The organism is Pseudomonas izuensis, assembly GCF_009861505.1.
GTDB lineage: Bacteria > Pseudomonadota > Gammaproteobacteria > Pseudomonadales > Pseudomonadaceae > Aquipseudomonas > Aquipseudomonas izuensis.
The window spans coordinates 238,765-261,776 of the sequence record NZ_WTFT01000003.1 but is presented as its reverse complement, the minus strand read 5'-3'; the positions used below and the strand labels follow the sequence as shown (position 1 = coordinate 261,776).

The following is a 23,012-nucleotide window of genomic DNA, read 5'->3' as shown; positions in this document are numbered from 1 at the left end:
CCATTGTCGCTGCATGACTCACGGCCGCCTTCGCTGGCAAGCCAGCTCCTACAGAGATAGTTACAGCACCGATGCGGTCTGTGGCAGTTTCGGTTGGCGGTACAGGTCCAGCAGTACCTGATCGAGCACCGACGATGCGCCGAACGGTGCCTTGTCGTTGAGGATCGCCACCACTGCCCAGGTGTTGCCGTTGATATCGCGGCTGAAGCCGGCAATCGCGCGCACGGTGTTCAGGGTGCCGGTCTTGACGTGGGCTTCGCCGCGCATCGCGGTGGTCTTCAGCCGTTTGCGCATAGTGCCGTCGGTGCCGGCAATCGGCATCGAGCTGATGTACTCGGCGGCATAAGGGCTGTGCCAGGCGGCTTGCAGCATCGAGGCCATTTCCCGGGCACTGACGCGTTCGGCGCGGGAGAGGCCGGAACCGTTCTCCATCACCAGGTGCGGCGCGGTGATGCCTTTCTTCGCCAGCCACTGGCGCACCACGCGCTGTGCCGCTTTGGCATCGTCGGCGTCGGCGTCGGTGCGGAATTTCTGGCCGAGGCTCAGGAACAGCTGCTGGGCCATGGTGTTGTTACTGTATTTGTTGATGTCGCGGATGATCTCCGCCAGGTCCGGTGAGAACGCCCGCGCCAGCACCTTGGCATCTTTCGGGGTCGGCGCCAGAACATCCTTGCCCTGAATGCTGCCGCCCAGCTCCTTCCAGATCGCACGGACGGCGCCGGCGGTGTAGGTCGCATGGTCAAGCAGCGATAGGTAAGTCTGCGAGCTGCAGCCTTCGCCCAACTGACCGCCGACCGTGACGGTCACGCTGCCATCGGCCTGGGGTACGGGGTTGTAGCGAACGCCACCGGTGCATTGCTTGGAATTGATGGCCTTGACCTGGTTATCGATGCGGATGCTGGCGATTGGCGGCTCCACCGAAACCAGCACTTTGCCCGAGTCATTGCGCGCGACAAACCGCAGGGCCTTGAGATTGACCAGCAGCGCATCGGGCTTGACCAGGAACGGTTTGTTCTCGTCGTTACCGTCGTCATTGAACTCGGGCAACTGCGGTTGCACGAAGAAGTTCTTATCCAGTACCAGGTCGCCGGTGACTTGGGTCACGCCGTTGGCACGCAGGTCGCGCATCAGCAGCCAGAGTTTCTCCATGTTCAGCTTCGGATCGCCGCCGCCCTTGAGGAAAAGGTTGCCGTTGAGGATGCCGCCGCTGAGGGTGCCGTCGGTGTAGAACTCGGTTTTCCATTGGTGGTTGGGGCCGAGCATTTCCAGGGCCGCGTAAGTGGTGACCAGTTTCATGGTCGAAGCCGGGTTGACCGAGACATCAGCGTTGAAAACGGTGGCGGTGCCGGGGCCCGTGAGTGGAATCATCACCAGCGACAGGGCGTTGTCCTGCAACTTGCTGGCCTTGAGGGCTTTTTCGACGCTGGGCGACAAGGCGGTGTTGATCGGATCAGCGGAAACGGGGAGGGCCAGCGGGAAGAGAAGGCTGGCGAGCAGCAGTGGACGCAACGATTTGATCATGTGAAATAAGACCCTGCAGTCGAGGGGGAAAAGACGAGGGCACGAAAATGAAAACCCTCAGCGGTCACAAAAGTGTCGGCATTATGCCCCAAGGTGTCGTGGCTTGGGCCGTGCCTTGGTCTTGTTATCGGCAATTTTTTTACCGGCGGTAGGGCGCGCACCGTTCAGAGGCGGGCAATCGGCGGCTTAAACTGCTAAAGTGCCGGCCGTTATTACTTAAGAGGATTGTTCCAATGGCGACTAACCGTTCCCAGCGTCTGCGCAAAAAACTGTGCGTCGATGAATTTCAAGAGCTGGGTTTCGAATTGAACCTGGATTTCAAAGAAGATTTGGCTGATGAAGCCATTGATGCTTTCCTCGACGCGTTCCTTAAAGAAGCCATGGAAGCCAACGGCCTGGGCTATGTCGGCGGTGACGACTACGGTCTGGTTTGCCTGCAGAAGCGTGGCTCGGTCAGCGCTGAACAGCGCGCTGCCGTTGAAGCCTGGCTCAAGGGCCGCACCGAGCTGACCAGCGTTGAAGTCAGCCCGTTGCTGGACGTCTGGTACCCGGAAAAGCCGATCAATCCGGTAGCTTGATGTCATGAAGAACGGCGACCCAAGGGTCGCCGTTTTTTTATGCCTGCTTTTTGTGGGAGCAAAGCTTGCTCGCGATGGCGATTTCTAGGACGCCATCGCGAGCAAGCTTTGCTCCCACAGATAGTGGTGTTTCAGGCCCTACGCCAGTTCAGGATCACCAGCGTCAACACGCCTGCGACAATCCCCCAGAACGCCGAACCGATGGAAAACAGTGTCAGCCCCGATGCCGTGACCATAAAGGTGATCAGCGCCGCTTCACGTTCCTTCACTTCGCTCATGGCGATGCTCAAGCCATTGATGATCGAGCCGAACAACGCCAGTGCGGCAATCGACAGCACCAGCTCCTTGGGCAGCGCGGCAAACAGCGCCGCCAGCGTCGCCCCGAACACACCGGCGATCCCGTAGAAAATCCCGCACCAGACCGCTGCCGTATAGCGTTTGTTGCGATCCTCATGGGCGTGCGGCCCGGTGCAGATCGCCGCGCTGATGGCGGCAAGGTTGATCCCGTGGGAACCGAACGGCGCCAGCAGCAACGAAGCCATACCGGTGGTAGTGATCAGCGGCGAGGCCGGCACGCTGTAGCCGTCGGCGCGCAACACGGCGATGCCCGGCATGTTTTGCGACGTCATTGCGACCACGAACAGCGGGATGCCGATGCTGATCGTTGCAGCGAGGGAGAAGTGCGGGGTGGTCCAGACCGGCGTGGCCACTTCCAGATGAAAACCGCTGAAATCCAGCAGCCCCATGAACCCCGACAACGCAGTGCCGATCAACAACGCGGCCAATACCGCATAGCGTGGTGACAGGCGCTTGATCACCAGGTAGGTGAAAAACATGCCCAGCACCAACGCGGTCCGATGCTGGGCGGCGACGAAGATTTCGCTGCCGATCTTGAACAGAATCCCTGCCAGCAACGCCGCCGCCAGGGACGCGGGGATTTTTTTTACCAGCCGCTCGAAGCTGCCGGTCAGCCCACAAATCGTCACTAGCACCGCGCAGGTAATATAGGCGCCAATGGCTTCGCCATAGCTCACGCCGCCCAGGCTGGTGATCAACAACGCGGCGCCCGGGGTCGACCAGGCGATGGTGATGGGGGTGCGATAGCGCAACGACAGGCCGATCGAACACACCGCCATGCCAATGGAAATCGCCCAGATCCACGACGAAATCTGTCCACTGGTCAGGCCCGCCGCTTGTCCGGCCTGGAACATCAGCACCAGGGAGCTGGTGTAGCCGGTCATCATGGCGATGAAACCGGCGACGATGGCCGACGGCGAGGTGTCGGCCAATGGGCGGAGCTGGGTGTGCGTGGCGTCGTTCATGACGGCGAGTTCCTGGTTCTGATGATAAGTCCGCAGCACCGCCGAACCTTGTAGGAGCAAAGCTTGCTCGCGATAGCGGAGTGTCGGTCACATCTATGCTGGATGTGTCGCCGCCATCGCGAGCAAGCTTTGCTCCTACAGGGATCGAGTTGCGGGTTTAAGCCTAAACTCAAATGTAAGCAGGCATTGCCATACAGCAGAAGCGACAAACAGCCGTACAGTCGTGTTGCCACTAACCATTGTGTACAATCGCAGTGTTTTTTACGCGATACTTGCCAGCGACCCACTGTGCCGTATTACAGTCACGGTCAATTCGCCGCAGTTCTCCCGACTCGAGTGCCCATGAACGAACAGTTGCAACCCCTCAAAAAACAACCGCGAGCAGGCAAAGCCGGCCGCAGCGGTACCCAGGACGATATTGTCTACGCGCATATCTTCGAGGCCATCCTCGAACAGCGTCTGGCGCCCGGCACCAAGTTGAGTGAAGAAGCGCTGGGGGAAATTTTCGGGGTCAGCCGCACCATCATTCGCCGTGCGCTGTCGCGCCTGGCCCATGAAGGCGTGGTGCTGCTGCGGCCGAATCGCGGCGCCGTGGTCGCCAGTCCCAGCGTCGAAGAGGCGCGCCAGGTGTTCATGGCCCGGCGTCTGGTCGAGCGGGCGATCACTGAGCTGGCGGTGCAACACGCCACTGCCGAGCAGATTGCCGAGTTGCGACAAATGGTCAACGACGAGCGCGACAGCTTCTCCCGTGGCGATCGTGGTGCCGGCATCCGCCTGTCGGGCGAATTCCACCTGAAACTGGCCGAAGCCGCGAAAAACGCGCCATTGATCAGTTTCCAGCGCAGCCTGGTGTCCCAAACGTCGCTGATCATCGCCCAGTACGAAAGCGGCAACCGTTCCCACTGCTCCTACGACGAGCACACTCAACTGATCGATGCGATCGAAGCGCGCAACGCTGAGCTGGCGGTGGACCTGATGATGCATCACATGGATCACATCGACAGCAAACTCAACCTCGACGAAGAAAGTGCGTCGGATGATTTGCATGCGGTGTTCTCGCATTTGTTGCAGACCAAGAAGCCTGGGCGTTCGCCAGCGAAAATCTGATACACCGCGGCGCCCTTATCGCTGGCAAGCCAGCTCCCACAGGATATGCAGTGGAGCGCAAATTGTGTGAACTCCGCAAACCATTGTGGGAGCTGGCTTGCCAGCGATGACGGCGGAACAGACAATAAAAATCCCCCGGGGCTGAACACCACCGGGGGATTTTTTTATGCCTGTAAAAGCTTACCGCTGATGCACCAGATTCCCCGCCGCATAGGTCTGCAGCACTGTCCGGTCATCCCCCAGCGTCATCAACACAAACAACGTTTCGGCAATGTTGTTGGCCTGCTTCAGGCGATAGCCCAGCAACGGCGTGGCGTTGTAGTCCAGCACCAGGAAGTCGGCGTCGGTGCCCGGTTGCAGGTTGCCGATCTTGTCTTCCAGTCGCAACGCGCGGGCGCCGCCGAGGGTGGCCAGGTACAGCGACTTGAACGGGCTCAGGCGCGCACCTTGCAGCTGCATGACCTTGTACGCCTCGTTGAGGGTTTGCAGCAGCGAGAAACTGGTGCCGCCGCCGATGTCAGTACCCAGCCCCACATTCAGTTTGTGCTTTTCGGCCATCGGCAGGTTGAACAGGCCGCTGCCAAGGAAGAAGTTCGAGGTCGGGCAGAACGAGATCGCGGAGCCGGTTTCGGCCAGGCGCGCGCATTCGGCATCACACAGGTGCACGCCGTGGGCGAACACCGAGCGCTCGCCGAGCAACTGGTAGTGATCGTAGACGTCGAGGTAGCCTTTGCGCTCCGGGAACAGTTCCTTGACCCACTCGATTTCCTTGAGGTTTTCGCTGATGTGGGTCTGCATGTACAGATCCGGGTATTCAGTCAGCAACTGCCCGGCAAGGGTCAATTGTTCCGGGGTGCTGGTAGGCGCGAATCGCGGCGTGACCGCATAGTGCAAGCGACCCTTGCCGTGCCAGCGTTCAATCAGTGCCTTGCTTTCCACGTAGCTGGATTCGGCGGTGTCGGTCAGGTAGTCCGGAGCGTTGCGGTCCATCATCACCTTGCCGGCGATCATCCGCAGATCCAACTGTTGGGCGGCCTCGAAGAACGAGTTCACCGACTGCGGGTGCACGCTGCCGAACACCAGTGCGGTGGTGGTGCCGTTGCGCAGCAGTTCCTTGATGAAAATGTCCGCGACTTCGTCGGCATGGGCTTTATCGGCGAACTGGCTTTCGCACGGGAAAGTGTAAGTGTTGAGCCAGTCCAGCAATTGCTCGCCGTAGGCACCGACCATGCCGGTTTGCGGCAGATGGATGTGGGTGTCGATGAAGCCAGCAGTGATCAGCGCGTCCTGATACTGGGTGATTTCGAGGTCCGCCGGCAGGGTCGGCAGCAGTTCGCTGGCATGACCCAGGGCACTGATTTTGCCGTTATCGACCACCAGCAGGCCGTCTTCGAAATACTCGTAGGAGGCTTCGATACCCACTTCGGCAGGGTCGGCGATGCTGTGCAGGATGGCGGCGCGGTAGGCTTTACGAGTCAAAGGCATGGGATTCCCGGTTCTCAGTCTTATCAATTGGACGCTTGGCTGCGGCGTGAAGCGGGCAGCAGTTTGGCAATCGAGCCGGCGCTGGCGGTGTGCTGGCCGAAATTCGCGTTATAGGTGGCGATGATCTCGCCGGCGATGGAGATGGCGATTTCCACAGGCAACTTGCCTTTGACTTCGCCGATCCCCATCGGGCAGCGCATGCGTTGCACGACGCTATTGTCGAAACCGCGGTCGCGCAGGCGATGTTCGAACTTGACCCGCTTGGTCTTCGAACCGATCAGGCCGAAGTAGGCGAAGTCGTTGCGCTTGAGGATCGCGGCGGTGAGTTCGAGGTCGAGCTGATGGTTGTGGGTCATGACGATGCAGTAGCTGCCAGCGGGCAGGTCGTCGATTTCATCCACCGGTTCTTCGCTGACGATCTTGCGCACGCCGTGGGGGATCTGTTCGGGGAACTCTTCTTCCCGCGAATCGATCCAGCGTACCCGGCAGGGCAGGCTCGCGAGCAGTGGCACCAGTGCCCGGCCGACATGGCCGGCGCCGAACACGGCAATTTGCGCCTGGACCTGACCCATCGGTTCGAACAGCAATACTGTTGCGCCACCGCAGCACTGGCCGAGGCTGGCGCCAAGGCTGAAGCGCTCCAGATGGGTGTCTTGCTTGCCGCTGGCGAGCATCTCGCGGGCGATCTGCATGGCTTTGTATTCCAGATGCCCGCCACCGATGGTGTCGAAGGTCTGACGGGCACTGATAACCATTTTCGAGCCGGCATTGCGTGGCGTCGAGCCGAGCTCTTCGATGATGGTCACCAGCACGCAGGGCTCTCCCTGGTTTTGCAGGTCGGCGAGGGCGTCGATCCAGTTGTACATATCTCACCTCAACATCTCTGTTGTCTGTTCGGGCCTCATCGCTGGCAAGCCAGCTCCCACATTGGATCTGTACAGGTCCATAGATCCGTACATAAACCTGTGGGAGCTGGCTTGCCAGCGATGGCAGCACCTCGGTCTAGAGCGAAGCCAACTCGGTTTCGGTCTCAACGGTTTTCACCGCCTTCAACTGCCGCATCTGCTCACAGCCCCACAACACCCGCTCCGGTGTCGCCGGCGCATCGATTTTCGGTTGATGCCTGTAATCACCCAGGCTCGCCACCGCGTCCTTGATCGCGCACCACGAGGCGATGCCGAGCATGAACGGCGGCTCGCCCACGGCCTTGGAGTGGAACACCGTGTCTTCGGGGTTCTTGCGGTTCTCCACCAGCTTCACCCGCAGGTCCAGCGGCATGTCCGCCACGGCCGGGATCTTGTAGCTGGCCGGGCCGTTGGTCATCAGCTTGCCCTTGTTGTTCCACACCAGCTCTTCCATGGTCAGCCAGCCCATGCCCTGGATGAAACCACCCTCGACCTGACCGATGTCGATAGCCGGATTAAGCGAGGCGCCGACGTCGTGGAGGATGTCGGTGCGCAGCATTTTGTATTCGCCGGTCAGTGTATCGACGAGCACTTCGCAGCATGCCGCGCCGAAGGCGAAGTAGTAGAACGGACGACCACGGGACTGGCTGCGGTCGTAGTAGATTTTCGGGGTCTTGTAGAAGCCGGTGCTCGACAGCGACACCTGGGCGAAATACGCCTGCTGGATCAGCGCTTCGAACGTCAGGATGTGATCGCGAACCCGTACGTGACCGTTGTGGAATTCCACATCTTCTTCGCTGACCTTGTATTGCCGCGCAGCGAATTCGATCAGGCGTTTCTTGATAGTTTCAGCAGCGTTCTGCGCGGCTTTACCGTTCAAGTCAGCGCCGCTGGAGGCCGCGGTCGGCGAGGTGTTCGGCACTTTGTCGGTATTGGTCGCGGTGATCTGCACGCGGTCCATTTCCACCTGGAACACTTCGGCCACGACCTGCGCGACCTTGGTATTCAGGCCCTGGCCCATTTCGGTGCCGCCGTGGTTCAGGTGGATGCTGCCGTCGGTGTAGACGTGCACCAAGGCGCCTGCCTGGTTGAGGAAGCTGGCAGTGAAGGAAATGCCGAATTTCACCGGGGTCAGCGCCAGGCCTTTTTTCAGGATCGGGCTGTTGGCGTTGTATCGGCGAATCGCTTCGCGGCGCTCGGCGTACTGGCAGCTTTCTTCCAGTTCGGCGGTCATTTCCTCGAGCATGTTGTGCTCGACGGTCTGGTAATAGTGGGTGACGTTGCGCTCGGTCTTGCCATAGTAGTTGGCCTTGCGCACGGCCAGCGGATCAAGGGCCAAATGGCGGGCAATAGCGTCCATCACTTCTTCGATGGCGACCATGCCTTGCGGGCCGCCGAAACCACGGTAGGCGGTGTTCGACGCCGTGTTGGTCTTGCAGCGGTGACCGTTGATGGTCGCGTCGCCCAGATAGTATGAGTTGTCCGAGTGGAACATCGCCCGGTCGACAATCGAGTTTGACAAATCCGGCGAGCAGCCGCAGTTACCCGCCAGTTCCAGCTGGATGCCGTGCAGGCGCCCGCTGTCGTCAAAGCCCACGTCGTATTCGACATAGAAGGGGTGGCGCTTGCCGGTCATCAACATGTCTTCGACCCGTGGCAGACGCATCTTGGTCGGTTGACCGGTCAGGTGCGCGATCACCGCGCACAGGCAGGCCGGGCTCGCCGCCTGGGTTTCCTTGCCGCCGAAACCACCGCCCATGCGACGCATGTCGACGACGATCTTGTTCATCGACACGTCCAGCACTTCGGCCACCAGTTTCTGTACTTCGGTGGGGTTCTGCGTGGAGCAGTAGACGATCATGCCGCCGTCTTCGGTGGGCATGACCGAAGAGATCTGGGTTTCGAGGTAGAAGTGTTCCTGGCCGCCGATGTGCAACGTGCCCTGGATACGATTTTTCGCGGTCGCCAACGCGCCCGCCGAATCACCGCGTTGATGGGTGTGGCTGTCCAGCACGAAATGCTTGTTGCGAAAGGCCTCGACCACGTCCAGCACCGGTTCGAGGTCTTCGTATTCGATCACCGCGGCCATGGCGGCCTTGCGCGCGGTCTCCAGGTCATGGGCGGCAACGGCCATGACTACCTGGCCGACGAACTGCACCGTGTCGATGGCCAGCAACGGGTCACCGGGCATCAACGGGCCAATGTCTTTCAGGCCAGGAACATCCTCGTGGGTAATGGCGATGCGTACACCTTCGAAGGCGTAGCACGGCGAAGTGTCGATGCTGATGACTTTGGCGTGGGCGCGGTCCGACAGCCGTGCGTAGACGTGCAGCTGATTGGGGAATTCCAGGCGGTCGTCGATGTACTGCGCTTCACCGGACACATGCTTGGCGGCGCTGTCGTGCTTGACGCTGCGGCCGACACCGGTGGTCAGGTCCTTGGCGAACAGTTCAGCCAGTTCGGCCTGGGTCTTCTCTACGGCGTGATGGTTAGACATAAGCGGTCACCCGAGTCTCGATGTGCGGTGTTTGCAGTTCGATGAAGTATTTGCGCAGCAGGTTCTGCGCGCTGAGCAGGCGATATTCCTTGCTGGCGCGGAAGTCCGACAGCGGAGTGAAATCCTCAGCCAGTGCAGCACAGGCGCGTTCGAGGGTGGCGCTGTTGAAGGGTGCATTGCGCAGCACGGTTTCGCAGGCATTGGCGCGTTTCGGGATCGCCGCCATGCCACCGAAAGCCACGCGGGCGTCGGCAATTACGCCGTTTTCAAGGCGAATATTGAACGCGGCGCAAACGGCCGAGATGTCATCGTCCAGGCGCTTGGACACCTTGTAGGCGCGGAACAGTTGTTCGGCGCTGGCGCGGGGCACGATGATCTTCTCGATGAACTCGCTCTCCTGACGCGCAGTGACGCGGTAGTCGATGAAGTAATCCTCCAGCGCCATGGTGCGGCGGGTTTCGCCCTTGCACAGGACGATCTGCGCGCCCAATGCGATCAATAGAGGAGGCGAGTCACCGATGGGCGAAGCGTTGCCGATGTTGCCGCCCAGGGTGCCCTGGTTGCGAATCTGCAGGGACGCGAAACGCTGCAGCAGTTCGCCGAAGTCCGGGTATTCGGCTTTCAAGGCGTCGTAGCAGTCGGAGAGGGCGGTGGCAGCACCGATTTCCAGGCGGTCGTCGAAGCGTTCGATGCGCTTCATCTCGGCGACATTGCCGACATAGATCATCACCGGCAGGGTTCGGTGGAACTGCGTCACTTCCAGCGCCAGGTCCGTGCCGCCGGCCAGCAGGCGGGCTTGTGGATAAGCGTCGTAGAGGTCGGCCAGATCGGCGACAGTCAGCGGTACCAGGCAGCGTTTGTCGCCACTGTTGAGTTCGCCGATGTCGGTGGGCGCGATGGCCTTGAGGCGAGCGATGGTTTCGGTTTCACGGGCATCGAACTGGTCTGGTTGCTTGCCGCAGCAGGACTGCTCGGCCGCTTCCAGGATCGGCCGATAGCCGGTGCAGCGGCAGAGGTTACCGGCCAGGGCTTCGTGGGCCTTGTGATGATCGGGCGCCTCACTGTTCTTTTGCAGGGCGAACAGCGACATGACGAAGCCGGGGGTGCAGAAGCCGCATTGTGAGCCATGGCACTCGACCATGGCTTTCTGCACGCTATGCAGTTCGCCTTTGTGCTTGAGGTCTTCAACGCTGATCAGTTGTTTGCCGTGCAGAGACGAAACAAAGGTCAGGCAGGAATTGAGGCTGCGATAGCGAATGTGTTCGCGGCCCGCGTCATCCACCTGCAACTCGCCAACCACCACGGTGCACGCGCCACAGTCACCGCTGGCGCAGCCTTCTTTGGTGCCGGGCTTGCCTACATGGTCGCGCAGATAATTGAGCACGGTCAGGTTCGGGTCCAGGGCATGCTCGCTACGGAGTTCCTGGTTTAGTAAAAACTGGATCACGGAAGGCCTCGCAGACTCATTATTGTTGTTAACCGATGTGACCGAATTTAGCAGGTCTGACTTTTCGGTCAATGATTTTCTGACTTAAAGGTCAGGAAAGTGCATTTCGTCGATCAACGACTCGTTCCTACAGTATTGACCCTCGCGGGATAGGCTGCTTTTTGCTTGAATCGTGCCAAATTCCGCCGGTTGGGCCCTGCGCCATGACGTATCAATTGCGCTACACTGCGCCGCTTGTGCAGATCGAAGAGTTTGAAGGACAACCATGACGTTCAAGGCGCCGGACAGCCTCGCCGAGCAAATCGCTCACCACCTCGCCGAACGCATCATTCGCGGTGAAATGAAGCCCGGGGAGCGCATCCAGGAGCAGAAGGTCACGCAGGCCCTCGACGTCAGCCGTGGCTCGGTCCGCGAGGCCTTGCTGATTCTCGAGCGTCGCCACCTGATCGCGATCCTGCCGCGCCGTGGCGCCCATGTGACCGAGCTCACCGCGCACAAGGTGCAGAGCCTGTGCACGCTGATGGGCGAGATGTACATCCTGCTGGCCAACGCCGTGGCCACTGGCTGGCAAGTCCAGGCCGACCTGGCGCCGTTCGTGCAGATCCAGCAGCGCCTGGCCGCCAGCTACGAACGCCAGGACATCCATACCTTCGTCGACGACAGTTTCAATGTGATGCGCGCTACGTATCCATTCGCCAACAATCCTTATCTGCAGGAAACCGTCGAGAATCTGCAGCCGGCCATGAGCCGGGCCTACTTCCTTGCCCTGGATCAGCGCAAGGCTTCGATGAGCGAGTACCTGGAGCTGTTCGAACGCCTGCTCGCCGCCGTGATCGCCCGTGACTTTCCACAGATTCGCCAAGTGCTGACGGCTTATGGCCAGCGCAGTTGCGATCTGGTGATTTCCGCCCTGACGGACGCCTAAGCGTGCGGCTCAAGTGCATCAAGCTGGCAGGGTTCAAATCCTTCGTTGATCCGACCACGGTGAACTTCCCCAGTAACATGGCGGCGGTGGTGGGGCCCAATGGTTGCGGCAAGTCGAACATCATCGACGCCGTGCGTTGGGTGATGGGCGAGAGCTCGGCCAAGAACTTGCGCGGCGAGTCGATGACCGACGTCATCTTCAATGGCTCGACCAGCCGCAAACCCGTCAGCCAGGCGAGCATCGAACTGGTGTTCGATAACTCCGACGGCACATTGCTCGGTGAATACGCGGCCTATGCGGAAATTTCCATTCGCCGCAAAGTGACCCGCGACAGCCAGACCACCTATTACCTCAACGGCACCAAGTGCCGTCGCCGTGATATCACCGACATTTTCCTCGGCACTGGCCTGGGCCCGCGCAGCTACTCGATCATTGAACAGGGAATGATCTCCAAGCTGATCGAGTCCAAGCCTGAAGACCTGCGCAACTTCATCGAAGAAGCGGCGGGCATCTCCAAATACAAGGAGCGCCGACGCGAAACCGAAAACCGCATCCGCCGCACTCACGAAAACCTCGCGCGCCTGACCGACCTGCGCGAAGAGCTCGAACGTCAGCTCGAGCGCTTGCACCGCCAGGCCGAGGCTGCCAAGAAGTATCAGGAGCTCAAGGCCGAAGAACGTCAGCTCAAGGCACAACTGTCGGCCCTGCGTTGGCAGGATCTGAACGATCAGGTCGGCCAGCGTGAGTCGATCATCGGCACCCAGGAAGTCAGTTTCGAGGCGCTGGTGGCCGAGCAGCGCAACGCCGACGCCAGCATCGAACGCTTGCGTGACGGGCACCACGACCTCTCCGAGCGCTTCAATCTGGTGCAGGGTCGCTTCTATTCGGTCGGTGGCGACATCGCCCGGGTCGAGCAAAGTATCCAGCATGGTCAGCAACGCCTGCGTCAGCTGCAGGATGACTTGAAGGAAGCCGAGCGCGCACGCCTGGAAACCGAGTCGCACCTGGGCCATGACCGCACCTTGATGCTGACCCTCGGCGAAGAGCTGGACATGCTCACCCCCGAGCAGGAAGTCACCAGCGCCGCCGCCGAAGAGGCCGCCGCCGCGCTGGAAGAATCCGAAACCACCATGCATGGCTGGCAGGAGCAGTGGGACACGTTCAACCTGACCGCCGCCGAGCCGCGACGCCAGTCCGAAGTTCAACAGTCGCGAATCCAGCAGCTGGAAACCAGCCTGGAGCGCCTGGCCGATCGCCAGAAGCGCTTGAGCGAAGAGCGCGCCTTGCTGTCGGCGGACCCGGAAGACCTGGCGATCATGGAACTCAGTGAGCAACTCGCTGAGTCCGAGGCGACCCTGGAGGATTTGCAGACCAGTGAAGAAGCTCAGGTCGAAAAGCTTGAGCAACTGCGCCAGCAATTGCAGCAGGCACTATCCGCGCAGCAGCAGGCCCAGGGCGAACTGCAACGGCTCAATGGCCGCTTGGCCTCGCTGGAAGCCTTGCAGCAAGCCGCGCTCGATCCGGGCACCGGTACTGCCGAATGGCTGCGCGAACAGCATCTGGCCGATCGCCCGCGCCTGGCCGAGGGCCTGAAAGTTGAAGCCGGTTGGGAACTGGCGGTGGAAACCGTGCTGGGTGCGGATCTGCAAGCCGTGCTGGTGGACGATTTCAGCGATTTCGATCTGTCCGGGTTTGCCCAGGGCGACCTGCGCTTGCTCAGCCCGGCCAGTGATGGCGTGCGTGTGCCGGGCAGCTTGCTCGACAAGGTCGAGGCGCACGTCGATCTGTCGCCGTGGCTGGGCCAGGTCAAACCGGTCGAAAGCCTTGAGCAGGCTCTGAGCTTGCGCAGTCAGCTGGCCGCCGGGCAGAGTCTGATCAGCCGCGACGGTTACTGGGTCGGTCGACATTTTCTACGGGTGCGCCGAGCCAGCGAAGCGGAAAGTGGCATGCTGGCCCGCGGTCAGGAAATCCAGCAACTGGGCCTTGATCGCGAAGCGCTTGAAGCCACCGTCGAAACCCTGGAAAGCCAACTACAAAATCTGCGGGCGCAACAGCGTCAACAGGAAAATGGCCGCGAACATTTGCGTCGCTTGTTGCAAGACGAAGCCCGTCAGCAAGGCGAATTGAAAGCCCAGTTGTCGGCCGGCAAAGCCAAGGCTGAGCAGTTGACCTTGCGTCGCACCCGCCTCGACGAAGAGATCGCCGAGTTGGCCGAACAGCGCGCGCTGGAGCACGAAAGCATCGGCGAAGCGCGCCTGCAACTGCAGGAAGCCCTCGACAGCATGGCGCTCGACACCGAGCAGCGCGAATTGCTGCTGGCCCAACGCGACAGCTTGCGTGAGCGGCTTGACCGGGTGCGCCAGGAAGCGCGGCAGCACAAGGATCATGCCCATCAACTGGCGGTGCGCCTGGGTTCGCTCAAGGCGCAGCACGATTCGACGCGCCAGGCGCTGGAGCGTCTGGAAATGCAGTCCGAACGTCTCACCGAAAAGCGTGAGCAATTGAGCCTCAATCTGGAGGAGGGTGAAGCGCCGCTGGAAGAGCTGCGGCTGAAACTCGAAGAGTTGCTCGACAAGCGCATGACCGTCGACGAAGAACTCAAGACCGCGCAAATCGCCCTGGAAGATGCCGACCGCGAATTGCGCGACGCCGAGAAACGCCGCAGCCAGGCCGAGCAGCAATCGCAGTTGATCCGCAGCCAGCTCGAACAGCAGCGCATGGAATGGCAGGCACTGACCGTACGGCGCAAGGCCTTGCAGGACCAGTTGATCGAAGACGGTTACGACCTGCATGGCGTGCTCGCCACACTGACCGCCGAGGCCAGCGAAAAAGCCGCCGAGGAAGAACTTGAGCGCATCGCCGCGCGTATACAACGCCTGGGTGCGATCAACCTCGCAGCCATCGACGAATACCAGCAACAATCCGAGCGTAAACGTTATCTGGATGCGCAGGACGCCGATCTGGTGGAAGCGCTCGAGACGCTGGAAAACGTGATTCGCAAGATCGACAAGGAAACCCGCAACCGCTTCAAGGATACCTTTGATCAGATCAATGGCGGTTTACAGGCCCTTTTCCCAAAAGTTTTCGGTGGAGGTCGCGCGTATTTGGAACTGACGGGCGAAGATCTACTCGATACAGGGGTGACGATCATGGCGCAGCCGCCCGGAAAGAAGAACAGCACCATCCATTTGCTCTCCGGCGGCGAAAAAGCCCTGACGGCATTGGCCTTGGTTTTTGCGATCTTCAAGTTGAACCCGGCGCCGTTCTGCATGCTCGATGAGGTTGACGCGCCATTGGACGACGCTAACGTGGGACGCTATGCACGACTGGTCAAAGAGATGTCGCAGACGGTGCAGTTCATCTATATCACCCACAACAAGATCGCCATGGAAATGGCCGAGCAACTGATGGGGGTGACGATGCACGAGCCGGGGTGCTCACGTCTGGTGGCAGTGGATGTCGAGGAGGCGATGGCGATGGTGGAGGCCTGAGTAGTCTCTGTAGGATAGGTACTACTGGCTTATAGGACTTTTTTACTTGTCCTGAGTTGCTGGCCAATCGACATATTCGCTGAAGCCTATGTGACAGACGGTGTAAAGTTACCTTTGGTCGTGCTAGTTTAATGTCAATTTTTCGTATACGTGGGCAAAACGCCTGTCAGAACATAGAGTTGGCGCCACGTTTTAAAGGTGTTTACAGGTTGTAAACCCCTTATTTTTCAGCATTTTTTATAGAGGCACGGGATTACATGGAAATCGGTCTGCGCGAGTGGCTGATCGTCATCGGCATTATTGTCATTGCCGGTATTCTTTTCGATGGCTGGCGCCGTATGCGCGGCGGCAAGGGAAAACTGAAATTCCGTCTTGACCGAAGTCTGTCCAACCTGCCGGACGAGGACACCAGCGCCGAGCTGTTGGGCCCGTCCCGCGTGCTGGACGACCATAAGGAGCCGCATCTGGACGAGCAGGACCTGCCGTCGGTGAGCATGCCGGCGCGCGAACCCCGTGAGTCGGGTTCCAAGCGTGGCAAGCGTGGTGGCGAACCGACCCAGGGCGATATGAATCTCAGTCTCGACCTGGACGGCGGCCCGAGCTTCAACAGCCGCGACGACGACTTTGTCGAAGACACCAAGGCTTCGGCTGCGGTCAGCGAAAAAGATCAGCCGCAAGCCGAAGAAGTGCTGGTGATCAGCGTGATTTGCCGCGACGCCGCCGGCTTCAAAGGCCCGGCGTTGTTGCAGAACATTCTGGAAAGCGGTCTGCGTTTTGGCGAAATGGACATCTTCCATCGTCACGAAAGCATGGCCGGCAATGGCGAAGTTCTGTTCTCCATGGCCAATGCGGTCAAGCCAGGCGTTTTCGATCTGGATGACATCGACCACTTCAGTACCCCGGCGGTGAGCTTCTTCCTGGGGTTGCCAGGCCCGCGTCATCCGAAGCAAGCCTTCGACGTGATGGTGGCTGCAGCGCGCAAACTGTCCCAGGAGCTGAATGGCGAATTGAAAGACGATCAGCGCAGCGTGCTGACCGCCCAGACGATCGAACACTACCGTCAGCGCATCGTTGAATTCGAGCGTCGCGCCCTGACCCAGAAACGTTGATTTGTAGGAGCACGGCTTGCCGGCGATGGCGTCCGTGAGATCGCCATCGCGAGCAAGCTTTGCTCCTACAATTAGCTTTTCGCCGCATCAATAGATTGAGCAGCCTCGGCTGCTCTTTTGCTTTATGAGAGAACACCGATGACTGCCGCCAAAAACCGCATTCTAGAGCTGCGTGCCGAGCTGGATCTGCACAATTACCGCTATCACGTGCTGGACGAGCCGAGCATTCCGGACGCCGAGTACGATCGGTTGTTCAACGAGCTCAAGGCGCTTGAAGCCGCCAATCCCGAACTGATCACCAGCGACTCGCCCACCCAGCGAGTGGGCAGCGCGGCGTTGTCGGCATTCACTCAGGTGCGCCACGAAGTGCCGATGCTCAGTCTCGGCAATGCCTTCGAAGAAACCGACATGCGCGAGTTTGATCGTCGGGTGACCGAGGGGCTGGACTTGCCGGCCGGTGATCTGTTCGGTGGTGGCGCTGCGGTGGAATACAGCTGCGAGCCCAAGCTTGATGGTCTGGCGGTCAGTCTGTTGTATCAGGATGGCGTTCTGGTGCGCGGCGCCACGCGCGGCGACGGCACCACCGGCGAAGACATCAGTGTCAATGTGCGCACCGTGCGTAACATCCCGCTCAAACTGCACGGCACCGGTTGGCCAGCGACCCTGGAAGTGCGCGGCGAAGTGTTCATGTCCAAGGCCGGATTCGAGCGGCTCAATGCCACGCAACTGGAGGTCGGCGGCAAGACGTTCGCCAACCCGCGCAATGCGGCGGCGGGTAGCTTGCGGCAACTGGATTCGAAGATCACCGCCAACCGGCCATTGGAATTCTGCTGCTACGGCATCGGTCAGGTGTCCGCGGATATTGCCGACACGCACATTGGCAATCTGCAGCAGCTCAAGGCCTGGGGCATGCCGATCAGTCATGAGCTGAAACTGGCGCACGGTATCGATGAGTGCCTGGATTACTTCCGCGACATTGGCGAGCGGCGCAATGCGTTGCCCTATGAAATCGATGGCGTGGTGTTTAAGGTCAACAGCATTGCCTCTCAGCGCGAGCTGGGTTTCCGTGCCCGCGAGCCGCGCTGGGCCATCGCCCACAAATTTCCGGCCATGGAAGAACTCACCGAGTTGCTCGATGTGGAGTTCCAGGTTGGCCGCACCGGCGCCGTCACGCCAGTGGCGCGCCTGAAACCGGTCAAGGTGGCGGGTGTCACCGTGGCGAATGCGACGCTGCACAACATGGATGAAGTGGCGCGACTGGGGCTGATGATCGGCGACACAGTGATCATCCGCCGCGCCGGCGATGTGATTCCACAAGTGGTGCAAGTGGTCACCGAGCGGCGTCCGGACAACGCGCGGCCGGTGCAGATCCCGGAGCAGTGCCCGGTCTGCGGTTCCCATGTCGAGCGCACGCAACTGGTCAAGCGCAGCAAGGGGCGCGAGACCGTCAGCGAAGGTGCGGTGTATCGCTGTGTCGGTCGACTGGCCTGCGGCGCGCAACTCAAGCAGGCGATCATTCACTTCGTTTCCCGTCGGGCGATGGACATCGAAGGCCTGGGCGACAAGAGCGTCGAACAATTGGTGGATGAAGGTCTGGTGAGTTCGCCCGCGGATCTCTACGCCTTGAAGTTCGAGGACATTGTCGACCTCGAAGGCTTTGCCGAACTGTCGAGCAGGAAGTTGCTCGGCGCCATCGAAGACAGCAAGAAACCGGGCCTGGCGCGCTTCATCTATGCCCTCGGGATTCCCGATGTCGGCGAAGAGACGGCCAAGGTGCTGGCGCGCTCCCTGGGCTCGTTGGCGCGGGTGCAGCAAGCGCTGCCGCAAGTGCTGACGTACTTGCCGGATGTCGGCCTGGAAGTGGCTCACGAGATTCACAGCTTCTTTGAGGATGCGCATAACCAGCAGGTTATCGCCGATCTGCTCAAGCACGGGTTGCAGATTCAGGATCAGGGCGAGCTGGGCGCCGAATTTGCCGCCAGCACGACACTCGGTGGTTTCCTCGACAAGCTGCACATTCCTTCGGTCGGGCCGGGCGGGGCGCAGAAGCTCGCGGACAAATTCGGCTCGCTGCAAGGGGTGATCGACGCCGACTGGCTGGACATGCGTCAGGCGCTGCCGGAGAAGCAGGCCAATTCGGTTCGTGAGTTTTTTGCAGTCGAGGACAATCGCCTGCTGGCCGCGGCGGCCGAAACGCAATTGGCCGAATTCGGCATGCACTGGCACAGCGAAAAGAAAGTCGTCGAAGGTTTGCCGTTGGCTGGCCAGACCTGGGTGCTGACCGGTTCGCTGGAGTTGATGAGCCGCGATGTGGCCAAGGAGAAACTTGAAAGCCTCGGTGCCAAGGTTGCCGGCTCGGTGTCGGCCAAGACCCATTGCGTGGTGGCGGGGCCGGGGGCGGGGTCGAAGTTGACCAAGGCCAATGAGCTGGGGCTGAAGGTGCTGGATGAAGAGGCGTTTGTCGGGTTTCTGAGTACGCACGGCCTATCCGTGTGATGCCATTCGCTGGCAAGCCAGCTCCTACAGGGCTTACGCGATCCTTGAACGATGCGGTGTGTCAGGCATGCCGCCTTCGCTCGCAAGCCAGCTCCTACAGGGTTTACGCGATCTTTGTAGGAGCTGGCTTGCCAGCGAAAGCGATCTCAGCCCGCTCACAAATATCGGGAACGATCGTCGATCAGGAATGATCTAGTCTTGGCAAGCCCCAGGGAGAGATCGCCATGTACCGTTTCTTCGAACAGCTCAGCTCGCGCATCGCCGCGCCGTTCATGGGTGAAAGTGCGCGCAACAGCAAGGTCTGGCCCTGTCGTTGCGGGCAGTCGCTGTTCTTTCGTAATAGCCAGTGCCTGGCCTGTTCTGCGGCGTTGGGCTATCAGCCGGAGCAGAGTCGCTTGTCCTCGCTGCAACCGGGGGCGCAAACGGGCACCTGGCTCCTTGATGCCGATCCCGGCGCAGGCCCGTTTCACCGTTGCGCCAACCTCGATTCCCCGGCCGCCTGCAATTGGTTGCTACCTGCCCATGATCAGGGCGCCTTGTGCATCGCCTGTAGCCTGAATCGCACCATTCCCGATCTGTCGATACCCGAGAACCACGAACGCTGGCGCAAGGTGGAAACCGCCAAGCGGCGTCTGGTGGCGCAATTGGTCAGTTTGGGTTTGCAGGTGACTCCCAAGACTGTCGATGAAGAGTCCGGCCTGGCCTTCGATTTCATAGGCGTCGACCTTGAAGGCAAGCCACCCACCACCGGCCACGCGAATGGCCTGATCACCCTTGATATCAAAGAAGCCGATGATGCCCATCGCGAACAGGTGCGGGTGCAGATGCACGAACCTTATCGCACCTTGCTCGGGCACTTTCGTCATGAAGTCGGGCACTACTACTGGGACCGTTTGATCGCTGGCAGTGATTGGCTGGAACCGTTCCGGGGTTTGTTCGGCGATGAGCGCACCAGCTACGCCGAGGCGCTGGATCGGCATTATCAACAAGGTGCCCCCCTTGATTGGCAGCAGCACTACGTCAGCGCCTACGCCACCATGCACCCGTGGGAGGATTGGGCTGAAACCTGGGCGCACTACCTGCACATGATGGACGCGGTGGATACGGCGCTGGGGTTCGGCATGAGCGCCCGGGAAATGGACTTCGACTATCAGCCATTTCTGCTGGATACCCTCTACGATCCGCAACATCCGGGCGGCGCGGCGTTCCTGTCGTTCGTCAACGCCTGGATCGAACTGGCCGGCATGCTCAATGAGCTGTCGCGCAGCATGGGGCAACCGGATTTTTATCCCTTCGTGCTGCCGCCGGCGGTGATCGCCAAGCTGCACTTCATTCATCTGGTCATCTAGCGCGTGGGCGGCAGGGCGGACGAGGTCTTGCAGGACCTGTAGGGACTGCCGGACGCCGCGATCTTTCGGGCGTTCTGCATGTCATTGAAGCAGCTATATTTTTTAATCCACCCGAACGGTTGTAACTTCGTCTCAGATAGGTACAATGGCGCGGCTCGCCGTCAGGTGAGCGTCGTTATGGTGACCCCATCGGTCCCCCCGCAACGATCAGCCGTGAACCCGGTCAGGCCTGGAAGGGAGCAGCCGCAGCGGTGACATTGTGTGCCGGGGTGTGGCTGGTGGGGTCGCCACCTTAACGCCGCGCGAACCCTCTTCGCGTTTCTATGTGAAATTACTTTTATTGCGCTGCCATGGACCCGTCCATAGCGGTTTTTTGTCGTCTCCGATTCAGGCTACGACATAAAAAGGAGGTCGACCTGTCAGCATGACAAGTCGGTCTCCTTTTTTCTTTTCTGGCACTAAGGCTTGGACAAGGCCTGGTCAACCGCTGCGATCAGCTTTCCCAGATCCTTCGGGGTGGCTTTATGTACGACATCGAACAGATACGCCCGCTGTTCATCTTCTTCGCCCAGATCGGCGAAAAAGGCTTTCAGCTTCACGCCCAGCACATTGGCAAGCAGGAACAGTACGTCCACGCTGGGGGTATAGGTGCCGGTTTCGAAGCGGCTGATGGTTTTGGGGTCAAAACCGGTTTTTTCGCCAAGTTCAGCCTGAGTAAGCCCCGCGACCTTGCGGTAGCGCCGAATGGCTGGACCCAAACTTGAAATTTGCATCGCTCAATTCCCATTTAGAATCAAGAACTTAACGATAGATTTTTGCATTATACAACTGCATGATCCATCACCTTGCTTTGCAAAATGTGATGCGTTTCGTAGAATCGCCGCCCTGAAGGCGCGTTGGGTGACCTGTTCCCGGAAGTTGGAACGCAGTGAATGAATCACTATCGCGCGCACTCGCAGGATTGCGAGAGCCCAGGTTCGACAAAAATATTACCAGTATTGGTGTTGCTGCCTTAAACGGGTTCCACCGCCAGTGACAGCGAGTCTGACTCATGGATGAGAAGTACCGCAGGGCCGTGGATGCCGCCGCCATTTTTTCCGAGACCGATCTGACCGGCCGGATTACCCACGTCAACGATCAATTCTGCGCGATCTCCGGCTACAGCCGTGAGGCGTTGCTTGGACAAAACCATCGCATGCTCAATTCCGGCGTGCACTCGGCGGAGTTTTTCGCCGGGATGTGGCGCACCATTGCCTCAGGCAATGTCTGGAAGGGCGAAATTTGCAACCGCGCGAAAGATGGCAGCCTGTATTGGGTCGAAAGCACCATGGTGCCGGTACTCGATAAAACCACCGGGTGCATCGAGCGCTATTTGTCGATTCGGTTCGATATCAGCGAAAAGCGTCAGTTGCTGCACTCCCTGCAATGGCGGGTCGGGCATGACGTGTTGACCGGGCTGCCCAATCGCGCGTTTCTATCGGATTTGCTGGATCAGGCGCTGGAGTTTTCGCGGCAGGAAGGCATCCCGCTGGCCGTGTGCATGCTTGACCTCGACGGCTTCAAGGCGGTCAACGATGGCTACGGGCATGCCAGCGGTGATCTTTTATTGGTGGAAGTAGCCAAACGATTGCGCGGTATCGTACGTGGCGAAGATGTGGTGGCGCGGTTGGCCGGGGACGAGTTCGTGCTGGTCCTGCGTTATGTGCGCGACTTGCCGGAATTGCGCGCGGCGCTGAACCGGGTGCTGGAGGCGATTTCCGCGCCGTACTCGCTCAGTGGCAAGCACATCAATGTGTTTGCCAGCATTGGCGTGACGCTGTTCCCCCATGACAATGAAGATGCCGAAACCCTGTTGCGCCATGCCGATCAGGCGATGTATGTGGCCAAGCAGAGCGGCCGCAAGCGCTTTCATCTATTCGACGTATCCCGGGATCGGGAGGTCAAGGCCACTCACCAGACGGTCGAACGGGTGCGCCAGGCGCTGGCCGCCGATGAATTGCGCGTGCATTACCAGCCCAAGGTCAACATGCGCCATGGCGAGGTCGTCGGGTTCGAGGCGTTGCTGCGCTGGGAGCATCCGCAACAGGGCATCGTGCCGGCCCGGGCGTTCTTGCCGCTGGTGGAAGAAACCGACCTGATTATCGACATAGGCGAGTGGGTGATGGACCAGGTGCTGACGCAACTGGATCAGTGGCAGCAGGCCGGCCATGACTGGCCGGTGAGCATTAATATCGCGGCACGGCATTTTCAGCGGGCGGATTTTTTCGAAAGGCTTAAAAAAGTGCTGGCACGCCATGCCAGGGTCGCGCCGCAGCAGCTTGACTTGGAAATCGTCGAGTCGGTCGCCATTGAAAATATCCAGCACGTCAGCGATTGCTTGCAGGCCTGCCAGGCGCTGGGGGTACAGTTTTCATTGGGGGATTTCGGCACGGGTTATTCGTCCCTGAGCTACCTCAAGCGCCTGCGCACCCAAACCATCAAGATCGATAAATCCTTTGTGCGCGACATTCTGCAAGACGGCGACGATCTTGCCCTGACCACCGCGATCATCGGCCTGGCCCGGGCGTTTGGCCGACAGGTGATTGCCGAAGGGCTGGAAAGCGTCGAGCACGGTGAGTTGCTGATGCGGTTGGGCTGCGACGTGGCCCAAGGCTATTTCATTGCCCGCCCGATGCCGCCGGCAGAGGTGCCGGGGTGGGTCACAGGTTTTGTCGTGCCGCTGCAATGGCGGGTCTGGGATCAAACGGCCTGATCTTCTTCGCCGGGCTGATGAAAATCCA

At 60.0% G+C, this 23,012-nt stretch carries 15 protein-coding genes and 1 other RNA gene; 9 read left to right on the top strand and 7 right to left on the bottom strand.

Going from position 1 to position 23,012, the window contains the following annotated elements:
- Positions 1–60: 60 nt before the first annotated feature.
- Positions 61–1,521, bottom strand: coding sequence for a D-alanyl-D-alanine carboxypeptidase/D-alanyl-D-alanine endopeptidase (gene dacB / locus GPL81_RS02905; RefSeq protein ID WP_160105118.1), 1,461 nt, complete (start codon positions 1,519–1,521; stop codon positions 61–63).
- A 233-nt stretch (positions 1,522–1,754) separates the two neighbouring features.
- On the opposite strand from dacB, the gene GPL81_RS02900 reads away from it, so the two are divergent.
- A complete protein-coding gene (locus GPL81_RS02900; RefSeq protein WP_007971486.1) occupies positions 1,755–2,099 on the top strand; it encodes a YggL family protein in 345 nt (114 codons plus the stop codon).
- Between the two features lie 131 nt (positions 2,100–2,230).
- On the opposite strand, the gene GPL81_RS02895 is transcribed toward GPL81_RS02900, so the two are convergent.
- Positions 2,231–3,421: a benzoate/H(+) symporter BenE family transporter gene (locus GPL81_RS02895; protein ID WP_160105117.1), complete on the bottom strand. Its 1,191-nt coding sequence runs from the start codon at positions 3,419–3,421 to the stop codon at positions 2,231–2,233.
- Between the two features lie 342 nt (positions 3,422–3,763).
- Here GPL81_RS02895 and GPL81_RS02890 point away from each other — a divergent pair, with 342 nt between their 5' ends.
- Positions 3,764–4,528, top strand: a complete 765-nt coding sequence (locus tag GPL81_RS02890) for a GntR family transcriptional regulator (RefSeq protein ID WP_096512714.1) — start codon at positions 3,764–3,766, stop codon at positions 4,526–4,528.
- 180 nt (positions 4,529–4,708) lie between these two features.
- Here the strand turns inward: GPL81_RS02890 and guaD are convergent, their stop codons facing one another.
- From guaD to xdhA, 4 genes are all read right to left on the bottom strand, one after another.
- Positions 4,709–6,013, bottom strand: coding sequence for a guanine deaminase (guaD, locus tag GPL81_RS02885; RefSeq protein WP_160105116.1), 1,305 nt, complete (start codon positions 6,011–6,013; stop codon positions 4,709–4,711).
- Between the two features lie 23 nt (positions 6,014–6,036).
- Positions 6,037–6,879, bottom strand: coding sequence for a xanthine dehydrogenase accessory protein XdhC (xdhC, locus tag GPL81_RS02880; RefSeq protein ID WP_121103045.1), 843 nt, complete (start codon positions 6,877–6,879; stop codon positions 6,037–6,039).
- A gap of 136 nt (positions 6,880–7,015) precedes the next feature.
- Positions 7,016–9,415 carry a xanthine dehydrogenase molybdopterin binding subunit gene (gene xdhB / locus GPL81_RS02875; RefSeq protein ID WP_160105115.1) on the bottom strand — a complete coding sequence of 800 codons (2,400 nt, stop codon included), beginning with the start codon at positions 9,413–9,415 and terminating at the stop codon, positions 7,016–7,018.
- The gene (gene xdhA, locus GPL81_RS02870; RefSeq protein ID WP_160105114.1) at positions 9,408–10,862 is read right to left on the bottom strand and encodes a xanthine dehydrogenase small subunit; all 1,455 of its coding nucleotides are present in this window, start codon (positions 10,860–10,862) and stop codon (positions 9,408–9,410) included. Before xdhA ends, xdhB begins: the two co-directional genes overlap by 8 nt.
- 265 nt (positions 10,863–11,127) lie before the next feature.
- Between xdhA and GPL81_RS02865 the strand changes: the two genes are divergently transcribed.
- The 6 genes from GPL81_RS02865 to ffs all read left to right on the top strand — a co-directional run bounded on the left by GPL81_RS02865 (position 11,128) and on the right by ffs (position 20,516).
- The gene (locus GPL81_RS02865; protein WP_160105113.1) at positions 11,128–11,787 is read left to right on the top strand and encodes a GntR family transcriptional regulator; all 660 of its coding nucleotides are present in this window, start codon (positions 11,128–11,130) and stop codon (positions 11,785–11,787) included.
- A gap of 2 nt (positions 11,788–11,789) precedes the next feature.
- Entirely contained in the window at positions 11,790–15,278 is a 3,489-nt protein-coding gene (gene smc, locus GPL81_RS02860; protein ID WP_160105112.1) for a chromosome segregation protein SMC, read from the top strand.
- 257 nt (positions 15,279–15,535) lie between these two features.
- A complete protein-coding gene (zipA, locus tag GPL81_RS02855) occupies positions 15,536–16,387 on the top strand; it encodes a cell division protein ZipA (protein WP_160105111.1) in 852 nt (283 codons plus the stop codon).
- A gap of 138 nt (positions 16,388–16,525) precedes the next feature.
- On the top strand, positions 16,526–18,883 hold the full coding sequence (ligA, locus tag GPL81_RS02850) for an NAD-dependent DNA ligase LigA (protein ID WP_160105110.1): 2,358 nt from the start codon (positions 16,526–16,528) through the stop codon (positions 18,881–18,883).
- A gap of 224 nt (positions 18,884–19,107) precedes the next feature.
- Positions 19,108–20,232: a zinc-binding metallopeptidase family protein gene (locus GPL81_RS02845; protein ID WP_160105109.1), complete on the top strand. Its 1,125-nt coding sequence runs from the start codon at positions 19,108–19,110 to the stop codon at positions 20,230–20,232.
- A gap of 187 nt (positions 20,233–20,419) precedes the next feature.
- Positions 20,420–20,516: signal recognition particle sRNA small type (gene ffs / locus GPL81_RS02840), an RNA gene on the top strand.
- 174 nt (positions 20,517–20,690) lie between these two features.
- Here ffs and GPL81_RS02835 read toward each other — a convergent pair.
- Positions 20,691–21,005, bottom strand: coding sequence for a helix-turn-helix domain-containing protein (locus GPL81_RS02835; RefSeq protein WP_096512704.1), 315 nt, complete (start codon positions 21,003–21,005; stop codon positions 20,691–20,693).
- 278 nt (positions 21,006–21,283) lie between these two features.
- On the opposite strand from GPL81_RS02835, the gene GPL81_RS02830 reads away from it, so the two are divergent.
- Positions 21,284–22,984 carry a putative bifunctional diguanylate cyclase/phosphodiesterase gene (locus tag GPL81_RS02830; protein WP_160105108.1) on the top strand — a complete coding sequence of 567 codons (1,701 nt, stop codon included), beginning with the start codon at positions 21,284–21,286 and terminating at the stop codon, positions 22,982–22,984.
- The last annotated feature ends 28 nt before the right edge of the window (positions 22,985–23,012 follow it).

What these genes read in the sequence shown, in the direction of transcription:
- dacB (WP_160105118.1), bottom strand. Translation starts at nt 1,521, where the DNA reads ATGATCAAATCGTTGCGTCCACTGCTGCTCGCCAGCCTTCTCTTCCCG.
- GPL81_RS02900 (WP_007971486.1), top strand. Translation starts at nt 1,755, where the DNA reads ATGGCGACTAACCGTTCCCAGCGTCTGCGCAAAAAACTGTGCGTCGAT.
- GPL81_RS02895 (WP_160105117.1), bottom strand. Translation starts at nt 3,421, where the DNA reads ATGAACGACGCCACGCACACCCAGCTCCGCCCATTGGCCGACACCTCG.
- GPL81_RS02890 (WP_096512714.1), top strand. Translation starts at nt 3,764, where the DNA reads ATGAACGAACAGTTGCAACCCCTCAAAAAACAACCGCGAGCAGGCAAA.
- guaD (WP_160105116.1), bottom strand. Translation starts at nt 6,013, where the DNA reads ATGCCTTTGACTCGTAAAGCCTACCGCGCCGCCATCCTGCACAGCATC.
- xdhC (WP_121103045.1), bottom strand. Translation starts at nt 6,879, where the DNA reads ATGTACAACTGGATCGACGCCCTCGCCGACCTGCAAAACCAGGGAGAG.
- xdhB (WP_160105115.1), bottom strand. Translation starts at nt 9,415, where the DNA reads ATGTCTAACCATCACGCCGTAGAGAAGACCCAGGCCGAACTGGCTGAA.
- GPL81_RS02865 (WP_160105113.1), top strand. Translation starts at nt 11,128, where the DNA reads ATGACGTTCAAGGCGCCGGACAGCCTCGCCGAGCAAATCGCTCACCAC.
- zipA (WP_160105111.1), top strand. Translation starts at nt 15,536, where the DNA reads ATGGAAATCGGTCTGCGCGAGTGGCTGATCGTCATCGGCATTATTGTC.
- ligA (WP_160105110.1), top strand. Translation starts at nt 16,526, where the DNA reads ATGACTGCCGCCAAAAACCGCATTCTAGAGCTGCGTGCCGAGCTGGAT.
- GPL81_RS02845 (WP_160105109.1), top strand. Translation starts at nt 19,108, where the DNA reads ATGTACCGTTTCTTCGAACAGCTCAGCTCGCGCATCGCCGCGCCGTTC.
- GPL81_RS02835 (WP_096512704.1), bottom strand. Translation starts at nt 21,005, where the DNA reads ATGCAAATTTCAAGTTTGGGTCCAGCCATTCGGCGCTACCGCAAGGTC.
- GPL81_RS02830 (WP_160105108.1), top strand. Translation starts at nt 21,284, where the DNA reads ATGGATGAGAAGTACCGCAGGGCCGTGGATGCCGCCGCCATTTTTTCC.